Below are 17,859 nucleotides of genomic sequence, written 5' to 3'. Positions count from 1 at the left end.
GGCAATGAGAGGCAACGGGAGGGGCGGATAAGCCCCTCCCGTTTCTCTTTGGAGTGGCCGCCGGCCTCAGCGCCGCCTCGCTGCAACGGGCGACCGCTTGGCCTTGGAATGGGACGGCCCCACCGGAAGGGCGAGGGGAGGGCGATCCGGATCCAGCGGCAGGCTCGCGCCAGGACGCAGGGGCCCGGCGTCGATGGAGCGCAGCAGCGTCGAGCGGGCGGTGCGCAGATGCGCCCGGCACTTGGCTTCGATGGCACGGGCGTCGCGGCTGCGCAGCGCGGCGATATAGGCAAGGTGTTCGTGGATGGCGACGGTGTTGCGCTCTTTCTCGTCCGCCTTGTTCCACTGGTAATGGTAGTGGAAGATCATGGAGATGACGTCGTAGAAATCCATCATGAAGCGGTTGTGCGAGGCGTCATGGATCAGCCGGTGCAGCCGCTCGTCGAGCCGAGAGAAATCCCTGTAGCGGACATGGATTTCCTTCAGCAGCGCATGGTGTTCCGCCTCCAGGGCATCGAGCTCCCGCCACGCGGGAGCCTCCGGCGGCAGGCTGGCGAAGCGCTGGGCGGAGCGCAGCTCGAACATCTCGCGGATCTCATAAATCTCGGCCGCGAAATCCGCGGTGATGCCCTTGAATACCCAGGCGCTGTTCGGGCGTCGCTCAATGAGTCCGAAGTGGCTGAAGTGGCTGAGATATTCGCGTATCGCCGTGGTTGAAGTATTGAACTGTCGCGCCAGTTCCGCACAATGGATGAGCTGGCCGGGGCGGAAATCGCCCTGCAACACCCACTGCATGAACTGGCGCTCAACACTGGCGCGGACGGATTCCGTCTGCGGCTCGGGAAAATAGTGGGCCGGCGTCGGATGGCGCGCGATCTGGCGCCGGCCGGCCTCCGCGGTCACGAGGCCGGCTTCGGCCAGCGCGGCCAGCACCGCCCGCACCGTCGTCCGGCTGACTTCCAGCACCTGCGCCAGCTGCGCCTCCGAGCCCAGTCGCGCGCCCGGCGGCAGGTCGCCGAGCAGGCTCAAACACTGGTTGTAGGTGCGCTTGAAAAGGCTGTTCCCCCGCATGTTTCAGCGTCCCGCTCCCGTTCGGGCATCCGCTTCGCGGGGATGCCTGTTTGTATTTTAGTGCATAAAAAACCGATTGACTCTGTTCGCACACCATGGATTTTCATATTTAACTAGACAAGAACGAAAATCAGGGAGAGCGCTCGATGAGCCAGGCTTGGGCTTGCCCGGCAGCCGTGTCTCGAATCCGTTTCGCCCTGTGGGTGAAAGGCGTCTTCGCGTGACCGGCCGCATCATTCAGTTCGGAACCAGCCGCTTCCTGCAGGCACATGTGGACCTCTTCGTGCACGAGGCCCGTGAGGCCGGGCAGGCCGTCGGCCCCATCGCCGTCGTGCAGGCTTCGGGTTCCGCCGACCGCGCCGGGCGCGTCGCCGCCTTCGGCCGTCCCGAGGGCTATCCCGTCATCATCCGCGGCCTTGAGAACGGCACCCGGATCGAGCGCCGGATCGACGTGCGCAGCGTGGATCGTGGCCTCTCCGCCGCCCGCGACTGGGAGGCCGTGTCCGAGCTCTTCGCAACGGAAGCGGACCTGATCGTTTCCAACACGGCGGACGCCGGCTACGAGGTGGCGGCAGCCGACCGCGATCCCGCGCTGCTGGCCGGCGGCGTGCCTCAGTCCTTTCCCGGCAAGCTCACCGCGCTCCTGCACCGCCGCTGGCGGCAGGGCGGTCGTCCGCTCACGGTGCTGCCGTGCGAACTCATCAACGGCAACGGCCGCGTGCTGGCGCAGACCGTGCGCTTGCTTGCCGCTGATGCGCAGACGCCCGCCGCCTTCCTTGCGTGGCTGGAGCGGGACGTGATCTTCGCCGACACGCTGGTGGACCGCATCGTCTCGCAGGCGCTCGATCCCGTGGGCGCGGTGGCCGAGCCCTACGCGCTGTGGGCCATCGAGCGCCGGCCGGGCCTTGTCGTGCCCTTCGATCATCCCTGCGTGGTGATGGCGGATGATCTCGGCCCGTTCGAGCGGCTGAAGCTGCACATTCTCAATCTCGGCCACACCGTGCTCGCCGACATCTGGCGCTCGGAAGGGCGCGATCCGGACGAGACCGTGAAGGCCATTCTCGCCGATGGCGCGGTGCGCGATCGCCTTGATGGCCTCTATCGCGCCGAAGTGCTGCCCGGCTTTGCCGCCCATGGCATGGGTGAGGAGGCGCAGGCCTATCTCGCCACCACCATGGACCGCTTCCTCAATCCGTTCCTCGATCATCGCATCTCGGACATTGCGCAAAACCACGCCACCAAGGTGGAACGCCGCATCGCCGCGTTCCTGAGCTGGTGGGGAGAAGCGGGGGGCGTGCCGGCCACCCCGCTGCTGGACGGCGTGATGGCCAGGCGTGCGTCGCCGCCGAACACCGCGCGGAGCGGCGCATGACCTATCAGTTCGACTTCGCGGTTCTTCTGCCCTTCTGGCGCGAGTTCGCCATGGGCGTGTGGCTGACGCTGCAACTGTCGCTCGTCTCCACCGTGCTGGGTTTCGTGCTGGGTACGTTCTGCGCCATCGGCCGGGCCGATGGTCCCCCGTGGGTGAAGTTCGTCGTGGCGGCCTATGTGGAGATCATCCGCAACACGCCGCTGCTGGTGCAGGTGTTCATCGTATATTTCGGCATCGCCACGCTCGGCATTCACGTCTCAGCGAACCTCGCTGCGGTGCTGGCGCTGGTGGTGAATGTGGGCGCCTATACCAGCGAGATCGTGCGGGCCGGCCTTGAGTCCATTCACAAATCGCAACTGGAAGCGGCCGAGTGCCTCGGCCTCAGCCGGCCGCAGACCTACTGGCACGTGATCGTGCGCCCGGCCATCGAGCGGGTTTATCCTGCGCTCACCAGCCAGTACGTGCTGCTGATGCTGGCCTCGTCCATCACCTCGCAGATTTCGGCCGAGGAACTGACGGCGGTGGCCAACCGCATCCAGTCCGACACCTTCCGCAGTTTCGAGACCTATATCGTCGTCGGCGTGCTGTATCTGGCGCTGTCTTTCGTGGTGCGCCTCGCGTTCTGGCTGTTCGGGCTCGTGGTCTTCGTGCGGCGCCGCAAGCTTGGCACGGCGCTCTGAGAGGGGAATGGGATGCCAACCTTTACCCTGACTCACTTCGAGTTTCTGTGCTGGGCCGCGCTGTGGACGGTCGGCCTCTCGGCCATCGCCTTCGTGGGCGGCGGCATCGTCGGCTTCCTTGTGGCGCTGGCGCGGGTCTCTCCCAGCCCCATCGTGCGCGGCATCGCCATCGGCTACATCCAGATCGTGCAGGGCACGCCCCTGCTGATCCTGCTGTTCCTGTTCTACTTCGGGATCGCCATCGTCGGCTTCAAGGAAGTGCCGGCCATCCTCTCGGCGGGCCTCGGCCTCACCATCTATGCCTCGGGCTTCCTTGCGGAGATCTGGCGCGGTTGCATCGAGAGCGTGCCCAAGACGCAGTGGGAGGCGGCTGAATGCCTTTCGCTCAGCCGCTGGCAGCGCATGACCAAGGTGGTGCTGCCGCAGGCCATGCGCATCGCCACCGCGCCCACCGTGGGCTTCCTGGTGCAGATCGTGAAGAACACGTCTCTGGCCTCCGTGGTTGGGTTCATCGAGTTGTCGCAGGCAGGCAAGCTCGTCAACAACTCCATCTTCGAGCCGTTCACCATCTTCATCGTGGTGGCCAGCATCTATTTCGTCCTCTGCTATCCGCTCTCGACCTGGAGCCGCAGCCTGGAAAGGAAGCTCAATGTCGGCCGTCGTTAGTCTTTCGAACGTCCATAAGAGCTTCGGCGCGGTCAAGGTTCTCGATGGCGTGTCCTTCGAGGTGGGACGCGGCGAGGTGGCGGCGGTCATCGGCCAGTCCGGCTCCGGCAAGTCCACGGCCCTACGCTGCATCAATGCGCTGGAGACCATCGAGGACGGCACCATTTCCGTCTGCGGCCATGCGGTGCATGACAGGAAGCTCGACAAGCGCGAGCTGCGCCGGGACGTCGGCATCGTCTTCCAGAGCTACAATCTGTTCCCGCACCTCACGGCGGAACAGAACATCATGCTCGCGCCCACCTGCGTGAAGTCGCTGTCCAAGGCGAAGGCGCGGGAGCTGGCGCGCGAGGTGCTCGCCCGCGTGGGTCTGGAGGCGAAGGCCGACCATTATCCCGAGCAGCTCTCCGGCGGCCAGCAGCAGCGCGTGGCCATCGCCCGCTCGCTCGCCATGCAGCCCAAGCTGATGCTGTTCGATGAGGTGACCTCCGCGCTTGATCCGCAGCTCACCGGCGAGGTGCTGAAGGTGATGGAGGATCTGGCGCGGGGCGGCATGACCATGATCCTCGTCACGCACGAGATGGCCTTCGCCCGCAAGGTGGCCTCCAAGGTCATCTACATGCACAAGGGCAAGGTCTGGGAAACGGGGCCGGGCGCCATGCTCGAGAACCCGCAGACCGAAGAACTGAAAGCCTTCGTCGGCAGCGGGCTGTGACCTGACGGCCCCGCGCCTGCAATAGACCCAAAACGCTGACGCCACTCTCAAACTGACGCCAAGCACAGAAGAAGGGATGGAACCATGGAGCGCCTGAACATCAGCCGTCGCGCCTTTCTCGCCGGGGCCGCCGGCCTTGCGGCCGCGGGCAGCTTTGCCCTGCCGGCCCGCGCCGATACGCTCGACGAGATCAAGAAGCGCGGCAAGATACTCATCGCGGTGGACCTCGGCTCCCCGCCCTTCGGCATGAACGATGCCAACATGCAGCCCACCGGCTCGGATGTGGAGAGCGCCAAGCTCATCGCCGCCGATCTCGGGTTCCCGCTGGAGATCGTGCAGGTCACGAGCCCCAACCGCATCCCCTTCCTGCTCACCGGCAAGGCCGATCTGGTGATGGCCTCGTTCAGCGTCACGGACGAGCGCAAGAAGGTGATTGACTTCTCCGATCCCTACGGCGTGATCCAGATCGTGGTCGCAGCGCCCAAGAGCGTTGCCATCAAGGATCTGAAGGACCTCGTGGGCAAGCGCCTTGGCACCACGCGCGGCTCCAGCAACGATAAGGAAGCCACCACCCAGGCGCAGGGCGCGGAGATGGTGCGCTATGACGACGACGCGACCCTCATCACCGCTCTGGTGTCCGGCCAGGTGAACATGATGGCCTCCTCGCCGCAGGTGATGGCGGCGGTGAACGCGCGCCGTCCCAACGATCCGCTGGAAATCAAGCTGGTGCTCAAGACCAACCCCTATGCGGCCGGTCTGCGCAAGGGCGACGATGCGCTGCGCGAGGCTGTCAACAAGGTGATCGCCACCAACCTGAAGAACGGCAAGCTGAACGAGATCTACACCCGCTACAACGGGACCTCGCTGCCGGAAGACATGTTGAAGTGATTTGACGAGGCGGCCCGGTCTTCACCGGGTCGCCACTCGGTTCCATTTCAGGAAAGACCCGGACGATGAAGGCGTTACTCTGCGAAGAACCCGGCCGCCTGTCGGTGATCAGCCGCCCCGAGCCCGTTCCGGGTCCCGGCGAGGTGCTGGTGCGCATCCGGCGCGTGGGCATCTGCGGCACGGATTTCCACATCTTCCAGGGCAAGCACCCCTTCCTCGAATATCCCCGCGTGATGGGCCACGAGCTCTCCGGCACGGTGGAGCAGGCGCCGGACGGCAGCCGCCTCACCAAGGGCGAGAACGTCTATATCGTGCCCTACCTCTCCTGCGGAAAGTGCGTGGCCTGCCGCAAGGGCGTGACGAATGCCTGCCAGAACATCGCTGTGCTCGGCGTGCACAGGGATGGCGGCATGGCGGAGTTCCTCTGCGTGCCGGAGCAGAATGTCATTCCGGCGGGCTCGGCCTCGCTTGATGACGCGGCGATGATCGAGTTCCTCGCCATCGGCGCCCATGGCGTGAAGCGCGGCGGCATCACGGCGCAGGACAAGGTGCTGGTGGTGGGCGCGGGCCCCATCGGCATGTCCGCCATCATCTTCGCCAAGGCGCGGGGTGCGGACGTGTCGGTGATGGACACCCGCGAGGATCGCCTGAATTTCACCAGGGACGCGCTGGGCGCGAACCATCTGCTCATCGCCGATGCCGGCGCAGAAGACGTGGCGCGCGGCATCACGGGCGGCGATTTCTACGATGTGGTGATCGACGCCACCGGCCATGCGGGCGCCATGCAGCGCGGCTTCGGCTTCGTCGCCCATGCGGGCCGCTATGTGCTGGTGAGCGTGGTGCGGCAGGACATCACCTTCTCCGATCCCGAGTTCCACAAGCGCGAAACCACGCTGTTCGCCAGCCGCAACGCCCAGCCGGACGATTTCGCCGAGGTGGTGCGCCAGATGGAGGCGGGCAAGGTGCCCACGCGCGCGCTCAACACCCATCGCGGCGCGCTCTCCGATGCGCCGGCCCTGTTCCAGGAGTGGCTGCGGCCGGAGGCCGGGGTCATCAAGGCGATCCTGGAAGTCTGAGGTTTCTTCATGTCCAGCCCGCGCACGCTGCGTCTCCACGAGACGGACAATGTCATCATCGTCCTCGATACCGTTGCACGCGGCGCGGCGCTGGCTGGCGGCCTGACGGCGGCGGGGCCCGTGCCCCGCGGCCACAAGATCGCGGCCGCCCCCATTCCCGCCGGGGCGCCGGTGCGCAAGTTCGGGCAGGTCATCGCCTTCGCCAAGGCGGACATCGCGCCGGGCGAATGGGTGCATGAGCACAATGTGATGCTGCAGGACTTCGAGCGCGATTATGCCTTCGCCTCGGAGGCCCGCGCGCCGGAAGGCCTGCTGCCGGGCGAGACGCCCGCCATCTTTGAGGGCTTCCGCCGCGCCGATGGCCGTGCGGGCACCCGCAACTATATCGGCATCCTCAGCTCCGTGAACTGCTCCGCCACCGTGGCGGATTACATTGCGGATGAGGTGACGCGCTCGGGCATCCTCGCGGATTATCCGAACATCGATGGCGTGGTGCCGTTCACCCACGGCACCGGCTGCGGCATGGGCAGCAAGGGGGAGGAGTTCGACATCCTCGCCCGCACCCAGTGGGGCTATGCCACCCATCCCAATTTCGCGGCCGTGCTGGTGATCGGCCTTGGCTGTGAGGTGTTCCAGATCCCGCGCCTCAAGGAGGCCTATGGCATCGTCGAAGGCGAGCATTTCCAGAGCCTGACGATCCAGGAGAGCGGCGGCACCCGCAAGTCCGTGGCGGCCGGCGTCGCGCGGGTGAAGGAGATGCTCGCCTTCGCCAATTCCTCCCGGCGGCAGACGGTGGCGGCATCCGAGCTGATGCTGGCGCTCCAGTGCGGCGGCTCGGACGGCTATTCCGGCCTCACCGCCAATCCTGCGCTGGGTGCGGCGGTGGATATTCTGGTGCGGCAGGGCGGCACGGCCATCCTTTCCGAGACGCCGGAAATCTTCGGTGCCGAGCATCTGCTTACCCGCCGGGCCGAGAGCGAGGCGGTGGGCCGCAAGATCGTTGATCTCATCGATTGGTGGACGGACTATGCCGCCCGCGCCGGTGGCGAGCTGAACAACAATCCGTCCCCCGGCAACAAGGCGGGCGGGCTCACCACCATTCTTGAAAAGTCGCTGGGCGCGGTGGCGAAAGGCGGCACCTCCACCCTGCGCGGCGTCTATCGCTATGCCGAGCGGATCGACCGCAAGGGCTTCGTTTATATGGACACGCCCGGCTACGATCCGGTGGCCGCCACCGGGCAGGTGGCTGGAGGCGCGAACGTGCTGTGCTTCACCACCGGCCGTGGCTCGGCCTATGGCTGCAAGCCCACGCCCTCCATCAAGCTGGCCACCAACAGCGATCTCTATCGCCGGATGGAAGAGGACATGGACCTCAACTGCGGCGATGTCCTTGAAGGCGTCAGCATCGAGGAGAAGGGCCGGGAGATCTTCCAGACGGTGCTCGATGTGGCCTCCGGCACCCGCTCCAAGTCGGAACTTCTGGGCTATGGCCGAAACGAATTCGTGCCCTGGCAGCTCGGCGCGGTGATGTGAGCGAAGGGGTGCGCCCGCAGCAGGGTGCGCCTTCCGGTGAGGCTGGACGAAGCCTGATTGCCGTTCAGCGGTCTTGCATTGATGAGCCGCGTTCACCGCTTCATGCGATGGCGGCCGGCTACCCGGCCATGAGGCGGTGCGTTAGCTTTGCGGCTCCAGTGCCGGCCTGATCCTTCAGGCCTTGGCGCCAGCCTCACTCAGACAACCGACATCCCAGCCCTGACGCACGTCGGTGCGTGCCGCTCGCCCCTGAACCCAGGTTCGGGGGGCGGGGGACGCGCGCCCCGGGCGGGATGCGGAACGGACGCTCATGCTTACATCCTCCAAGCCGGATCTCGCCGTCGTGCAACGCGGCACCGCCGCCTGGGGCGCGGTGCTCGCGCTCGCCTTGTGTGCCTTCGCCCTCATCGCCTCCGAATTCATGCCGGTGAGCCTGCTCACGCCCATCTCCGCCGATCTCGGCATCTCCGAAGGACAGGCCGGACAGGCGATTTCGGTTTCCGGCGCCTTTGCGGTGATCACCAGCCTGTTCATCGCGTCCCTTGCCGGAAGCCTCGACCGAAAGGTGCTGTTGCTCGCGCTCACGGGCGTGATGATCGCGTCGGGCGCCATCGTCGCGGCCGCGCCCAATTACGCGGTGCTGATGGCCGGGCGTGCGCTGATCGGGGTCGTCATCGGCGGCTTCTGGTCCATGTCCGCCGCCACCGCCATGCGTCTGGTCCCTGAAGCGCAGGTGCCTCGCGCGCTCGCGATCCTGAACGGCGGCAATGCCCTCGCGACGGTGGTCGCTGCGCCCATGGGGAGTTTCCTCGGCGGTCTGATCGGCTGGCGCGGCGCATTCTTCTGCGTCGTCCCCGTAGCCGTTCTGGTGTTCTTCTGGCTGCTGGCCAGCCTGCCGACGCTGCCGGTGGAGCGGCGGCCTGCCGCCCCCGGTGCGTTCCGGCTGGTGCGGTGGCCGATGGTTGGATGGGGCATGGCGGCGGTCAGCCTCTTCTTCATGGGGCAGTTCACCCTGTTCACCTATCTGCGCCCATTCCTGGAAACGGTGACGCGGGTGAACGTGCCGACGCTCTCGCTCATTCTGCTGGTCATGGGCGTCACCGGCTTCGTCGGCACCAGTCTGATCGGGGCTGCACTGAGGCGTAGCCTCTACGGCACGCTCGTCGTCATCCCGGCGCTCATGGCCGGTATCGGGCTCGCGCTGACGCTGTTCGGCGGGAGCCCCCTCACGACGGCGCTGCTGCTCGCCGGCTGGGGCTTCCTCAGCACGGCGGCGCCTGTCGGCTGGTGGACCTGGCTGTCGCGTACCCTCCCGCAGGATGCGGAGGCGGGTGGCGGGCTCATGGTGGCGGTCGTCCAGCTCGCCATCACCCTTGGCGCGACGCTCGGCGGCTTGCTGTTCGATCTCCGTGGATACGGCGCCACCTTCGGTACGGCGGTTGTCCTGCTGCTGCTGGCGGCGCTTCTGGCCTGGCGCACGGCGGGCGTCGCGCGCGCCTCGGCCTGAGCTGAACGGCGGTGGCCGGAGGGCACCTCATTGTTGAGCGGTGCTCATAGGCCCATTCCGCCCCGCCGCCCTAATCGCCGTGTCGACGCAAGGTTAGAGTGACGCTTCAGCTCACCCCGATAGGCCGCGCCCTGGCACAGACACCCGTGGGCTCGGCCTTGCGTGATCGCCGGGGTCACCGGCCGATCACGCATTCGTTCATCCCTGATGCAGCCCTATCGACGTAACCTTAGGAGACGGAATGGCCTTTCGGCAGACGCCCCTGATCATGTGCCTTGCCCTGACACTGCTGGGAACGGGAGGCGCGGCCCATGCGCAGGATGCTGCCGCCGGCGAACGTCTGTTCCGCGCGCGCTGTGCGTCGTGCCACGCCGTCGAGTCCGGCCAGAACCGGATCGGCCCGAGCCTGAGCGGGGTCATCGGCCGCAAGGCGGGCAGCCTCGAAGGCGCCCGCTATTCGCAAGGTATGAGGGCGCTCGATGTGACCTGGGATGCGGCGCAGTTGGACACGTATCTCGCGAATCCGCGCGCGATGGTGCCCGGCACGACCATGACGGTTTCGGTGACGAGCGCCGCGGACCGCGCCGCGATCACCGGCTACCTGCAGACCCTTTCGCAGCCGAAGTGAGCCTGGAACAGCATAACCAGACCGGGAGCAGACGATGGCCAAGCTGAACGTCAATGGTCGGGACTTCGAGATCAACGTGGAGGAGGATACGCCCCTGCTCTGGGTCCTGCGCGACCACGTGGGTCTCACAGGCACCAAATATGGCTGCGGCGTCGCGCAGTGCGGCGCCTGCACCGTCCATCTGGACGGGGTTGCCACCCGCTCCTGCTCGGTGCCTGTCAGTGCCGTAGAGCCGGGACAGAAAATCGTGACCATCGAGGGGCTCGGGGCGGAGAAGCCGCACCCGGTGCAGCTGGCCTGGGCGGAGCTCGACGTCGCCCAGTGCGGCTACTGCCAGGTGGGCATGATCATGGCTGTCTCTGCGCTGCTGGCGCAGAACCCCAGCCCGAGCGACGAGGACATCCGCTCGGAGATCACCAATATCTGCCGGTGCGGGACCTATGGGCGCGTGCTCGCCGGCACCAAGCTCGCCGCTGCACGCATGGCATCCAACCGGGGTTGAGGAGGCCGTCATGACGCATTCTTCCCACATCTCCTCCTCGGCCCTCAGCCGGCGCGGGTTCCTGCGCGGCGGCGCGGTGGCGGCCGGTGCCTTCACCTTCGGCTTCAGCTTCCCGGCGCTGAAGCCGGCCCTTGCCCAGACGGTCCCGAACGAGGTCAACGCCTGGGTGGTGGTGCAGCCCGACGAGACGGTCATCATCCGCATCGCCCGCATCGAGATGGGGCAGGGGGCCTTGACCGGCCTTGCCCAACTGGTGGCCGAGGAACTCGACTGCGACTGGGACAAGGTGCGCTTCGAGCTCGTCAATCCCGGCAGCAACAAGGGCCGGGGCAATGCCTGGCGCTCGCAGCAGACCGGCGGCTCGCGCTCCATCCGCGGCTCGCACGATTATCTGCGGCTCGGAGGCGCGCAGGCGCGTGCCATGCTGGTGGAAGCGGCCGCCCGGAGCTGGAACGTGCCGGCGGCGCAATGCAGGGCTGCCAAGGGCGTCATCACTCACGCCGCCAGCGAGCGCACCATCACCTATGGGGCGGTCGCAACGGCAGCCAATGCGGTTCCGGTGCCGGCCGACGTGCCGCTGAAGGATCCGAAGGACTGGACCATTGCCGGCAAGCCGCTGAAGCGTCTCGATACGCTGGACAAGCTCAACGGCTCGCTGGTCTATGGCATGGACATCCGCATGCCCGGCATGCTGGTGGCGATCCCCAAGGCCTGTCCCGTTCAGGGGGGCAAGGTCAAGAGCTTCGACGCGGCCGCCGTTTCGGGCATGCGCGGCGTCAAGCATGTGCTGAAGGTGGATGACGAGACGGTGGCGGTGGTGGCCGACACCTTCTGGCGGGCCAAGACCGCACTCGATGCCCTGCCGATCCAGTGGGACGAGGGGCCGAACGCCAAGGTCTCCAGTGCCACCATCGCCGCGACGCTGCACGAGGGACTTTCTGCGCCCGACGCCTTTGTCGGACACAAGGCTGGGGATGCCAAGGCCGTGCTCGGCAAGGCGAGCCGTGTTATCGAAGCGGACTATGGTTTCCCCTATCAGAACCATGCCCCCATGGAGGTGTTGAGCGCGACCGTGCGCTGGACGGCCGACCGCTGCGAGGCCTGGGCGCCCACCCAGTCGCCCGAGGCGGCGCACGCCACGCTCGCCACCGCCGCCGGTCTTTCGCCGGAGAAATGCGAAGTCAATGTCATGCGCATCGGCGGCAGCTTCGGGCGACGTCTCGCGACGGACTATCTGCGCATCGCCACCTTGATCGCGAAGCAGGTACCGGGCGTCCCGGTGAAGATGATGTGGACCCGGGAGGAGGACATGCTTCAGGGGCGCTTCCATCCGGTCACCCAGGCCCGCTTCCGGGCGACGCTGGACGGGCAGGGCAATGTGGAGGCGCTGCACATGCGCATCTCCGGCCAGTCCATCGCCAGCTATGCCATACCGTCTCTGGTGGGCAATAATGGCGATCCTCTGGTCTATCAGGGGCTGCTTCCCGACGGTCCGGAAGGGCGCCTCGGCTACACCATTCCCAACATTCTGATCGATTACGCGATGCGCAATCCGCACATCCGGCCGGGCTTCTGGCGGGGCGTGAACCTAAATCAGAATGCGGTCTATATGGAGAGCTTCATCGATGAGCTGGCCCATGCCGCGCGGCAGGACCCGCTGGAGTTCCGCCGCAGGCTCATGAAGAACCATCCCAAGCACCTCGCTGTCCTGGAGGCGGCCGCCAGGGGCATCGGCTGGGGCGAGAAGCCGGCGGCGGGACGCGCCCGTGGTCTGGCGCAGATCATGGGCTTCGGCAGCTACGTGGCCGCTGCCGCCGAGGTCTCGGTCACGAAAGGACAGTTGCGCATCCACCGCATCGTGGCTGCCACCGATCCCGGTTATGTGGTCAATCCGCAGCAGGTGGAGGCGCAGGTGGCCGGCTCGTTCGTCTACGGGCTCTCCGCCATGCTCTACGGTGAGTGCACCGTGAAGGACGGGCGCATCGAGCAGGAGAATTTCGACACCTACAACGTCATGCGGCTCGACGAGATGCCCGAGGTTGAGGTGATCTCCATGCCGTCCGGCGGCTTCTGGGGCGGTGTCGGCGAGCCCACGATCGCGGTTGCGGCGCCGGCGGTGCTGAACGCCATCTACGCCGCGACCGGCAAGCGGGTGCGGCAGCTGCCGTTGAAGAATGTGGATCTCAACGTGAGCTGACGCGGCTTTGCTGCCGGGTGAGATGGCATGATCCGGACGAAGGCGGGGCGTCGGCTATCGGCGCCCCAGTTTCCTATCGGCGACCGTTGCCTGGATCGCCGCCGCTTCGCACGCGGTGCCTGCACCGTCCGGAAGCGCTCAGACGCGCGTGGCGCGCAGGGGAAATTTGCCGCGTGTCATCAACGGCTGCACACCGTCATCGAGGCGCCCGAGCCGGATGAGGCCAGGGGAATAATGATACGCGGCATAATAGAGCACGAGGTTGCCCCATGGGGCGTAATAGCACAGATCGCCGGGGGCCTCGTTGCCGAAGGAGGCGTTGGCGCGACGGGTCAGCTTGCGGGGGAGATAGGCGATCTTTTCGTTGGTGGAATAATCCTCGATGGTGAGGTCCAAGGGGAGCATGGCGGCCAGCTCCTGCGCCGGGGCTTCATCGAGAAGTGTTGCGGTGAACACGTGGCTGTCGAATGCAAATTGTATCTTCATGCCGGATCCGCCTGCTCCTGTCCCACCGTATGCTCCGCCCGGCAGGCCGGCCGCCAGGATGGCGCCGACCGCGGACCGGCGGGTCATGTCCTGTGCCATTCTTTCCTCCTCTGTGCGGGCCCCGGCCTATTGCCCCGGATGTTCGCGCTCCGGTGGTTCGTGCAATGAGAGGCAGAGCTTAGCGGGCGAGGGTTGAGTGCCCTATAGGGCGACGGTGCATGGTGCCATGAGCAAGGCTCATCAATAGCCGGACATGGAAGCGGCGGCGCGTGCGGTATCTGATGGGAAAGGGCGTTTCACGCGCGGGATGCATCACGTCCCGCCGCTGCGCGCCCGGAGGGCCGGAGGTTCGAGGTGCCACGGGATAATGTAAACGATCTGCTGGTGTTCCTCGCGGTCGCCCGCGAGCGCAGCTTCACGCGAGCGGCTGCGAAGATGGGAGTCTCGCAATCGGCCCTGAGCCACACCATCCGCCAGTTGGAGGCGCGGCTCGGCGTGCGGCTTCTGACCCGCACCACGCGCGCGGTCTCCCCGACGGATGCGGGCGAGCGCCTGCTGGCGGGCATCGGCCCGCATTTCGACGAGATCGAAGCGCAGGTGGATGCGCTCAATGACCTGAGGGACAAGCCGGCGGGCACCATCCGCATTTCCGCGCCGGACTTTGCCATCTCCAGCGTGCTGTGGCCGAAGCTGAAGGCCTTTCTGCCGCAGTTTCCGGACATCAAGGTGGAACTGCTCCAGGAGAATGGCCTCACCGATATCGTCACCGAGCGTTATGACGCGGGCGTGCGCATGGGAGATCAGCTTGCCAAGGACATGATCTCTGCGCGTATCGGACCGGACTTCCGCTTCGCGGTGGTCGGCTCCAAATCCTACTTTGCCTCGCGTCCCGAGCCCGCCACGCCACAGGATCTGGTGCAGCACAGCTGTATCAATTACCGGTTTCCGACGTCCGGGGGGCTCTGGGCCTGGGACTTTGAGGAAGAGGGACGCGAGTTCAAGATCCGCGTCGAGGGCCAGCTGGTGTTCAACAACATCTTTAATGCGCTGGACGCGGCTGTCGCCGGCTTCGGCCTCGCTTATGTGCCCGAGGAACTCGCCATTCCCCATCTTGCCAAGGGCCGGCTCGTGCGCGTGCTGGAGCGCTGGAGCCCCTATTGGGACGGCTACTACCTCTATTATCCGAGCCGCCGCCAGTCCTCTCCGGCCTTCGTGGCGCTGGTCGAGGCCCTGCGCCACCGCGGATAGGGCAGGGGCCGTGCCCACCATGGCCGCCCGCGGACCGGCCATGGTGGGATGGGTCAGACCCGAAGCAGGGTCTTGATGGCCCGCCGCTCGTCCATGGCGCGATAGCCTTCGGCCACGTCCTTCAGCGGTAGCGTCAGGTCGAAGACCTTGCCCGGATTGATCTTGCGGCTCAGCACGAGATCCATCAGGTGCGGCAGGAAACGGCGCACCGGGGCTGGGCCGCCGAGCATGCCGGTCTGCGAGAAGAAGAGCTGTTCGCCATTGAGTTCGACGCCGTGGGGCACGCCCACATAGCCGATCATGGCGCCGGGGCGCGCGCAGGCGATGGCCTGGGCCATGGATTCCCCCGTTCCCACGCATTCGAGCACCGAGTCCGCGCCGACGTTCCCGGTCAGGCGCTTGACCTCGGCAATCCCTTCCGCGCCACGCGCGGAGACGATGTCCGTGGCGCCGAACTCCAGCGCCAGGTCCTGGCGGCTCTTGTGGCGGCTCATTGCGATGATCCGCGCGGCCTCCATCTGTCTGGCCGCGAGAACGCCCATGAGGCCCACTGCGCCGTCGCCCACCACGACGACCGTGGAGCCCGGCTGCACGCGCGCCGCATCGGCCGCATACCATCCTGTTCCCAGCACATCGGATGCCGCCAGCAGGCTGGCGAGGAGATCATCGTCGGGAACCGTGTCGGTCGCCACCAGCGTGCCATCCGCCAACGGCACGCGGGCGTAGGGCGCCTGGGCACCGCTCATGAATTCGCGCTGCTCGCAGGAAGACTGAAAGCCGAACCGGCAGTGGGGGCAGGTGTTGTCCGACAGGCAGAAGGAGCCGACCACGAACTGGCCGGGGCGCACGGTGCGCACCGCGCTGCCGACTTGCGTGACGATGCCGCAATATTCGTGACCCATCGCCATCGGCGCGGCGACGTCGTTCAGGCCCCGGTACGGCCAGAGATCCGAGCCGCAGATGCAGCTGGCGGACAGCTTGATGATGGCGTCCGTGGGCTTGAGGATTTCCGGCTCTGGAACCGCCTCGCACCTCACGTCGCCCTTGCCGTACAGCACGGTTCCAAACATGCGCATGTCCTCTTCTGGTCCGCAGCACCGGCGCACCGCCGTCCCCGTCTGGCTGCGGGGAAGCAACGGATGGGGAGGGGATGCGCCGGGCCAGTGTCAGGTTAGGCCGCCGGCAGCCACAGGATTAGGCCCATGCGATCGCTAGGGTTCATGAGCCCAAATCATCAATCGGAGATCACGCTGTCGGCGGCTCCGGAATTGGAATGTCATGCCGAGCCGGACCGGTATTGCAAGGTCCGAAACGGCGACCCCATGGGTCTGCGGTCCCTTGATGAAGGACGTTCGATCTGCATCAATTACGGGACGGATTTTCGTATCAATTCCTGAATATTCGTATGCAGCGATGAATTTTGAAATTTGTATGAAATTGTAAATTGCACGTGCGGCAAACATGCTCATTTTTTGCTTTTCGGCGCAAGCTTCGGGAAAGGCTCTTAAGTGAACGTTCGTTCCTGTAATGACTGTTGTTTTTCAAACGGCTGCGGGGGCATCCGATGTACAATCATATTCCCATGACGTGGAAGATCTGCCTTCTCCTCATCCTGCTCGGGGTGGTCAGTTTGGCAGGCGCACTGTTTGCGTCTTACAGCATGAAGGACGTGGATCGGACGTACGCTGATCTTCTGGAAGGCCCGCCACGGGCAATCCTGAGCATCTCGCGTGCAAACCGTTCATCGATCGAGGAAATTGCCGCCATCTACAAGGCAATCGCCGCCACCACGCAGGATGAGGTGGAACTCGGGCGCAAGGCGCAGGAGCGCCACTACGGCAATTTCAATGAGCGGCTGAGCAACGCTGCCACGGCCTACCCCGCCGTCGCAGACGCCATGGCGGGCTTCCGAAAGGAGCACGATCGCATACTTGGCGCCGAATGCCGGGAGACGGTCCGTCTCTCCACAGGCCCGAAGACGGCCGAGAATGATGCTCTGGCGCTCCAGCAGATGGTGAGCGCCTGCGAGCCGGCGCTGCGCCGTCTCGCAGACCAGATGGTGGCCTTCAACAGCAAGATCGACGAAGGCATGCATGCGAAGGGGCGTGAGCTGACGGCGCAGGCCGACTTCACCAGCAAGGCCACCCCGGCCGCCATTGCCCTGGCCACGCTTGTGGTGCTGGCGGCGGCTGTCTTCGCCGTTCGCCGCGGCATCGTCGCCCCCATCCGGGTAATGATGGATGTCATGAAGGGCCTCGGCGAAGGCAAGCTCGATCAGTCCGTGGCAGGCACTGAGCGGAAGGATGAGATCGGCGCCATGGCCGGCTCGCTCGAAGTCCTGCGCGGCCAGCTCGCGGAGGCCGAGACCGTTCGCCGGGCCCGCGCGGAACAGGAAGCCGAGGAGCGTCGCCTGCTCGACCGGCGCAACAGGCTGGCCGAGAGCTTCGTCTCCCGCATGACCGAGCTCTCCTCGGCCTTTGCCGCCTCCTCCGATCAGGTGGCCGGGTCCGCCCGCAATCTCTCCGCCACCGCCGAGCAGACCTCCCGCCAGGCCCAGGCGGTCGCGGAAGCCGCCGAGGAGGCCGCTGTCAATGTGCAGACGGTCGCCGCTTCGTCGGAAGAACTCGCGGCCTCGGTGCGGGAGATCACCGGTCAGGTCAGCCACTCGGCCAAGGTGGCGGATGTCGCCTTCTCCGAAGCGGAGACCTCCAACGCCCGCATCTCGGAACTGGCGACCGCAGCCACCGCCATCGGCGATGTGATCTCGCTCATCAAGGGTATCGCTGACCAGACCAACCTGCTGGCGCTCAACGCCACCATCGAATCCGCCCGGGCCGGCGAGGCCGGCAAGGGCTTCGCGGTGGTCGCCTCCGAGGTGAAGCAGCTCGCCTCCCAGACCGCCCGTGCGACGGACGAGATTTCCGCCAAGATTTCGGAAATCCAGCAGTCCACCCAAGGCACCGTGACCTCGATGGCCGAGATCATGCGGGTGATCGCCAACATGAAGCAGATCTCCTCCTCCATCGCCGGCGCGGTCGAGGAACAGGGCGCAGCCACCGGCGAGATCGCCCAGAACTGCCAGCGGGCGGCCAACGGCACGCAGCAGGTGACGCAGAACATCACCGGCGTCGGCCAAGCGGCCGAACTCACGGGCTCGGCGTCCACTGAACTGCTGGCTCTTTCGGAGGGATTGTCCGGGCAGGCGTCCGATCTGAAGCAGGTGGTCGAACGCTTCATGCTGGATCTTAAAGCGGCCTGATTTCCAGGGCGTCCCGCCCCCGCGAAACACTCGC

The 17,859-nt window shown here is 66.1% G+C and carries 16 protein-coding genes; 13 read left to right on the top strand and 3 right to left on the bottom strand.

The genetic code is table 11. The features are described 5' to 3' along the window. Positions 1 to 66 precede the first annotated feature (66 nt). On the bottom strand, positions 67 to 1,071 hold the full coding sequence (locus DFO45_RS15545) for a GntR family transcriptional regulator (RefSeq protein ID WP_133865581.1): 1,005 nt from the start codon (positions 1,069 to 1,071) through the stop codon (positions 67 to 69). 220 nt (positions 1,072 to 1,291) lie between these two features. Here DFO45_RS15545 and DFO45_RS15540 point away from each other — a divergent pair, with 220 nt between their 5' ends. The 11 genes from DFO45_RS15540 (at position 1,292) to DFO45_RS15490 (ending at position 12,832) form a co-directional block, all read left to right on the top strand. Beyond that, positions 1,292 to 2,443, top strand: coding sequence for a mannitol dehydrogenase family protein (locus tag DFO45_RS15540; RefSeq protein ID WP_133865580.1), 1,152 nt, complete (start codon positions 1,292 to 1,294; stop codon positions 2,441 to 2,443). Beyond that, positions 2,440 to 3,123, top strand: coding sequence for an amino acid ABC transporter permease (locus DFO45_RS15535; RefSeq protein ID WP_133865579.1), 684 nt, complete (start codon positions 2,440 to 2,442; stop codon positions 3,121 to 3,123). The genes DFO45_RS15540 and DFO45_RS15535 overlap by 4 nt, the downstream gene beginning before the upstream one ends. A gap of 12 nt (positions 3,124 to 3,135) precedes the next feature. Next, positions 3,136 to 3,789, top strand: a complete 654-nt coding sequence (locus DFO45_RS15530; RefSeq protein ID WP_133865578.1) for an amino acid ABC transporter permease — start codon at positions 3,136 to 3,138, stop codon at positions 3,787 to 3,789. Then, positions 3,773 to 4,501, top strand: coding sequence for an amino acid ABC transporter ATP-binding protein (locus DFO45_RS15525; protein ID WP_012171804.1), 729 nt, complete (start codon positions 3,773 to 3,775; stop codon positions 4,499 to 4,501). Before DFO45_RS15530 ends, DFO45_RS15525 begins: the two co-directional genes overlap by 17 nt. A gap of 84 nt (positions 4,502 to 4,585) precedes the next feature. After that, the gene (locus DFO45_RS15520) at positions 4,586 to 5,389 is read left to right on the top strand and encodes a transporter substrate-binding domain-containing protein (protein ID WP_133865577.1); all 804 of its coding nucleotides are present in this window, start codon (positions 4,586 to 4,588) and stop codon (positions 5,387 to 5,389) included. Between the two features lie 65 nt (positions 5,390 to 5,454). Beyond that, positions 5,455 to 6,465 (top strand): zinc-binding alcohol dehydrogenase family protein, encoded by a 1,011-nt coding sequence (locus DFO45_RS15515; protein ID WP_133865576.1) that lies wholly within the window; start codon positions 5,455 to 5,457, stop codon positions 6,463 to 6,465. A gap of 9 nt (positions 6,466 to 6,474) precedes the next feature. Further along, complete coding sequence (locus tag DFO45_RS15510) at positions 6,475 to 7,998, top strand: UxaA family hydrolase (RefSeq protein WP_133865575.1); 1,524 nt, start codon at positions 6,475 to 6,477, stop codon at positions 7,996 to 7,998. A gap of 310 nt (positions 7,999 to 8,308) precedes the next feature. Next, the gene (locus DFO45_RS15505) at positions 8,309 to 9,505 is read left to right on the top strand and encodes an MFS transporter (protein WP_133865574.1); all 1,197 of its coding nucleotides are present in this window, start codon (positions 8,309 to 8,311) and stop codon (positions 9,503 to 9,505) included. 241 nt (positions 9,506 to 9,746) lie between these two features. Next, complete coding sequence (locus tag DFO45_RS15500) at positions 9,747 to 10,133, top strand: c-type cytochrome (protein ID WP_012171799.1); 387 nt, start codon at positions 9,747 to 9,749, stop codon at positions 10,131 to 10,133. 34 nt (positions 10,134 to 10,167) lie between these two features. Further along, positions 10,168 to 10,635, top strand: coding sequence for a (2Fe-2S)-binding protein (locus tag DFO45_RS15495; protein WP_133865573.1), 468 nt, complete (start codon positions 10,168 to 10,170; stop codon positions 10,633 to 10,635). Between the two features lie 10 nt (positions 10,636 to 10,645). Beyond that, positions 10,646 to 12,832, top strand: coding sequence for a xanthine dehydrogenase family protein molybdopterin-binding subunit (locus DFO45_RS15490; protein ID WP_133865572.1), 2,187 nt, complete (start codon positions 10,646 to 10,648; stop codon positions 12,830 to 12,832). Between the two features lie 138 nt (positions 12,833 to 12,970). Here DFO45_RS15490 and DFO45_RS15485 read toward each other — a convergent pair whose 3' ends face one another. Beyond that, positions 12,971 to 13,318 carry a cyclophilin-like fold protein gene (locus DFO45_RS15485; protein WP_133865571.1) on the bottom strand — a complete coding sequence of 116 codons (348 nt, stop codon included), beginning with the start codon at positions 13,316 to 13,318 and terminating at the stop codon, positions 12,971 to 12,973. A gap of 354 nt (positions 13,319 to 13,672) precedes the next feature. Between DFO45_RS15485 and DFO45_RS15480 the strand changes: the two genes are divergently transcribed. Continuing rightward, positions 13,673 to 14,566: a LysR family transcriptional regulator gene (locus DFO45_RS15480; protein ID WP_133865570.1), complete on the top strand. Its 894-nt coding sequence runs from the start codon at positions 13,673 to 13,675 to the stop codon at positions 14,564 to 14,566. Positions 14,567 to 14,619: 53 nt separating this feature from the next. Here DFO45_RS15480 and DFO45_RS15475 read toward each other — a convergent pair whose 3' ends face one another. Then, positions 14,620 to 15,636, bottom strand: a complete 1,017-nt coding sequence (locus DFO45_RS15475; protein ID WP_133865669.1) for a zinc-dependent alcohol dehydrogenase family protein — start codon at positions 15,634 to 15,636, stop codon at positions 14,620 to 14,622. 494 nt (positions 15,637 to 16,130) lie between these two features. On the opposite strand from DFO45_RS15475, the gene DFO45_RS15470 reads away from it, so the two are divergent. After that, positions 16,131 to 17,825, top strand: a complete 1,695-nt coding sequence (locus tag DFO45_RS15470) for a methyl-accepting chemotaxis protein (protein ID WP_133865569.1) — start codon at positions 16,131 to 16,133, stop codon at positions 17,823 to 17,825. Positions 17,826 to 17,859: the final 34 nt, after the last annotated feature.

The organism is Azorhizobium sp. AG788 (assembly GCF_004364705.1).
GTDB lineage: Bacteria > Pseudomonadota > Alphaproteobacteria > Rhizobiales > Xanthobacteraceae > Azorhizobium > Azorhizobium caulinodans.
This window is presented reverse-complemented; position numbering and strand designations above follow the sequence as displayed.

What these genes read in the sequence shown, in the direction of transcription:
- DFO45_RS15545 (WP_133865581.1), bottom strand. Translation starts at nt 1,071, where the DNA reads ATGCGGGGGAACAGCCTTTTCAAGCGCACCTACAACCAGTGTTTGAGC.
- DFO45_RS15535 (WP_133865579.1), top strand. Translation starts at nt 2,440, where the DNA reads ATGACCTATCAGTTCGACTTCGCGGTTCTTCTGCCCTTCTGGCGCGAG.
- DFO45_RS15530 (WP_133865578.1), top strand. Translation starts at nt 3,136, where the DNA reads ATGCCAACCTTTACCCTGACTCACTTCGAGTTTCTGTGCTGGGCCGCG.
- DFO45_RS15525 (WP_012171804.1), top strand. Translation starts at nt 3,773, where the DNA reads ATGTCGGCCGTCGTTAGTCTTTCGAACGTCCATAAGAGCTTCGGCGCG.
- DFO45_RS15520 (WP_133865577.1), top strand. Translation starts at nt 4,586, where the DNA reads ATGGAGCGCCTGAACATCAGCCGTCGCGCCTTTCTCGCCGGGGCCGCC.
- DFO45_RS15515 (WP_133865576.1), top strand. Translation starts at nt 5,455, where the DNA reads ATGAAGGCGTTACTCTGCGAAGAACCCGGCCGCCTGTCGGTGATCAGC.
- DFO45_RS15510 (WP_133865575.1), top strand. Translation starts at nt 6,475, where the DNA reads ATGTCCAGCCCGCGCACGCTGCGTCTCCACGAGACGGACAATGTCATC.
- DFO45_RS15505 (WP_133865574.1), top strand. Translation starts at nt 8,309, where the DNA reads ATGCTTACATCCTCCAAGCCGGATCTCGCCGTCGTGCAACGCGGCACC.
- DFO45_RS15500 (WP_012171799.1), top strand. Translation starts at nt 9,747, where the DNA reads ATGGCCTTTCGGCAGACGCCCCTGATCATGTGCCTTGCCCTGACACTG.
- DFO45_RS15495 (WP_133865573.1), top strand. Translation starts at nt 10,168, where the DNA reads ATGGCCAAGCTGAACGTCAATGGTCGGGACTTCGAGATCAACGTGGAG.
- DFO45_RS15490 (WP_133865572.1), top strand. Translation starts at nt 10,646, where the DNA reads ATGACGCATTCTTCCCACATCTCCTCCTCGGCCCTCAGCCGGCGCGGG.
- DFO45_RS15485 (WP_133865571.1), bottom strand. Translation starts at nt 13,318, where the DNA reads ATGAAGATACAATTTGCATTCGACAGCCACGTGTTCACCGCAACACTT.
- DFO45_RS15475 (WP_133865669.1), bottom strand. Translation starts at nt 15,636, where the DNA reads ATGTTTGGAACCGTGCTGTACGGCAAGGGCGACGTGAGGTGCGAGGCG.
- DFO45_RS15470 (WP_133865569.1), top strand. Translation starts at nt 16,131, where the DNA reads ATGTACAATCATATTCCCATGACGTGGAAGATCTGCCTTCTCCTCATC.